The organism is Streptomyces sp. NPDC056224, assembly GCF_042267665.1.
Lineage (GTDB): Bacteria > Actinomycetota > Actinomycetes > Streptomycetales > Streptomycetaceae > Streptomyces.
This window is the reverse complement of record NZ_JBHJTK010000101.1, coordinates 1-2,792: the sequence shown is the minus strand read 5'-3', so window position 1 is coordinate 2,792 and position 2,792 is coordinate 1. Positions and strand designations below refer to the sequence as shown.

The 2,792-nt window shown below is 72.5% G+C and carries 1 protein-coding gene; it reads left to right on the top strand.

Going from position 1 to position 2,792, the window contains the following annotated elements:
* Positions 1 to 2,792 (top strand): amino acid adenylation domain-containing protein (locus tag ACFCZ1_RS38420; protein ID WP_376682903.1); only part of this gene is annotated, 2,792 nt, incomplete at both ends.

The following is a 2,792-nucleotide window of genomic DNA, read 5'->3' as shown; positions in this document are numbered from 1 at the left end:
TCCGTCGCCTGGGAAGCGGTCGACGAACCCGTCGCGCTCGTGCACCACCGCGTCGACGTTCCCGTCCACACCGCCGACTGGACCGGTCTGGACGCGGCCCAGCACACGGCGGCCCTGGACGAGCGCCGGACCGCCGACCGGGCCGGCATCACCCTCGACGAGGCCCCCCTCCTGCGCATATCCCTCGCCGACCTCGGCCACGGCAGCGTGCAGGTCGTGATGACCTTCCACCACGTCCTGCTCGACGGCTGGAGCACCCCGCTGCTGCTCCAGGACGTCTTCACCCGGTACGCGGGCGGAACCCCCGAGGTGCGCCGCCCCTACCGGGACTACCTGGAATGGCTCGGCTCCCGCGACACCGCGGCGGGCCTCGACCACTGGCGCAACGTGCTGGCCGGCTTCGACACCCCCGTACCCCTGCCGGCCGACCGCCTGCCCGCTCCCGACCACCGCACCTGGGCCGGCCGCCACCTCGAGGTGGACCTGCCCGGCACCCTCGCCACCGATGTCGGTACGTTCGCCCGCCGCCACCGCCTCACCGTCAACGCCGTGATCCAGGGCGCCTGGGCGCTGCTCCTGTCCGCCTACTCCGGCCAGCGGGACATCGTCTTCGGCGCCACCACCTCCGGCCGCCCCGCAGACCTCGCCGAGGCAGAGGGCATGCTCGGCCTGTTCATCAACACGGTTCCGGTCCGCACGGTCCTCGACCCGGCGACGCCCGTCGTCGAGTGGCTCCAGCGGCTCCAGGCCGAACAGTGGGACTCCCGCGCCCACGAGTACCTGTCCCTCAGCCAGATCAACACCGTCACCGAAGTCCCCGCCGGAACCGGCCTGTTCGACAGCCTCCTCGTCTTCGAGAACTACCCCGTCGACGAGGACATGGGCGCCGGCAGCGGTCTGCGCGTCCGCGACAGCTACGGCGAAGGCGGCAGCAGCTACCCGCTCTCCCTCACCGCCTACACCGGCGGCCGCCTGGTCGGCGGAGCCGACCCCGGCGTGACGCTGCGCATGTCGTACGACCCCGCCCTGTTCGAGGACACCACCGCCCGGGACCTCGCGAGCCGGCTCGGCGGGCTGCTACGCGCCCTGCTCGACGAGGAGGTGACCGGACGGATCCCGCTGCTCACACAAGCGGAGTCGGCGATCATCACGGGTGACTGGAACGACACCCACCGGTCCTGCCCGCCGCGCCTGCTGCCCGCGCTCTTCGCCGAACAGGCCGCCCGCACCCCGGACGCCCCTGCCGTCGTCACCGAGGACACCTCCCTCACCTACCGGGAACTCGACGAGCGGGCCAACAGGTTCGCGCACCTGCTGCAGCAGCACGGCGTACGGCCGGACACCGTGGTGGCGGTCAGCCTGCCCCGCGGGATCGACCTCGTCGTGAGCCTGCTCGCCGTCGTGAAGGCCGGCGGCGCGTACGTCGCCGTCGACCCGGACTATCCGGCGGACCGGATCGCCTACATGCTCGGCGACTCCGGGGCCCGGCTGCTGATCTCGGACCGGGTGAACGCGCCCGCGCCCGCGTCCGCGCCCGGGGAGATCGAGGTGGTGGCTCCGGGCACGGCGGACATCGCCCGGCAGCCCGCGACCGCCCCGGACATCGACACGCTGGTCCAGCACGCGGCGTACATGATTTACACCTCCGGCTCGACCGGCCGCCCCAAGGGCGTGCTCGTCTCCCATGCGGCCATCTCCAACCGCCTGCTGTGGATGCAGTCGGCGTACCCCCTCACCGGCGCGGACCGCGTCCTCCAGAAGACCTCGTCGAGCTTCGACGTGGCCGTGTGGGAGTTCTTCGGTCCGCTGATCGCGGGCGCCGGCCTGGTGCTGCCCCGCCCGGACGGCCACCGCGACCCGCAGTACCTGGCGCGGATGATCCGCGACTTCGACGTGACCACCGTCCACTTCGTCCCGTCCATGCTGCGCGCCCTCGTCGCCGAACCCGCCACCCGGGCCTGCACCGGACTGCGTACGGTGTTCAGCGGCGGCGAGATGCTGCAAGGCGCACTGCGCGACCAGATCCGCGAGGTACTGCCACAGGCGACGCTCTACAACCTGTACGGGCCCGCGGAAGCGGCCGTCGACGTGACCTCGCACCCGGCCGAGCCGGACACCGCGACCGTGCCCATCGGCCGGCCCGTGTGGAACACCGGCCTGTACGTCCTGGACCCGTGGCTGCGCCCGGTCCCGCAGGGCGTCGCCGGTGAGCTGTACGTCACCGGTGTCCAGCTGGCCCGCGGCTACGCGGGGCGGTCCGGGCTCACGGCGGAGCGGTTCGTGGCCTCGCCGTTCGGCGGCTCCGGGGAGCGGATGTACCGGACCGGTGACGTGGTGCGGTGGCTGCCCGGCGGCGTGATCGAGTTCGCCGGACGAGCCGATGACCAGGTCAAGGTGCGCGGCTTCCGGATCGAGCTCGGCGAGGTCGAAGCGGCGCTCGCGAACCACCCCGAGGTGGAGCAGGCGGTCGTCGTCGTACGCGAGGACCAGCCGGGAGTGAAGCGGCTGGTCGGCTACGTGGTGGCCGCGAACGTGACCTCGGCCGGACTGCGCGAGTTCGTCGGTCAAGCCCTCCCCGACTACATGGTCCCGGCGATCTGCGTGGTCCTCGACAGCCTGCCGGTGACGGCGAACGGGAAGGTGGACCGGCGTGCGCTGCCGGAGCCCGACCTGAGCCTCCTGCTCCGGGAGTACACGGCTCCGCGTTCCGAGGTGGAGCGGGTGGTGGCCGGGGTGTGGGCGCAGGTGCTGGGCGTCGAGCGGGTGGGTGTGCGGGACAACTTCTTCGAGCT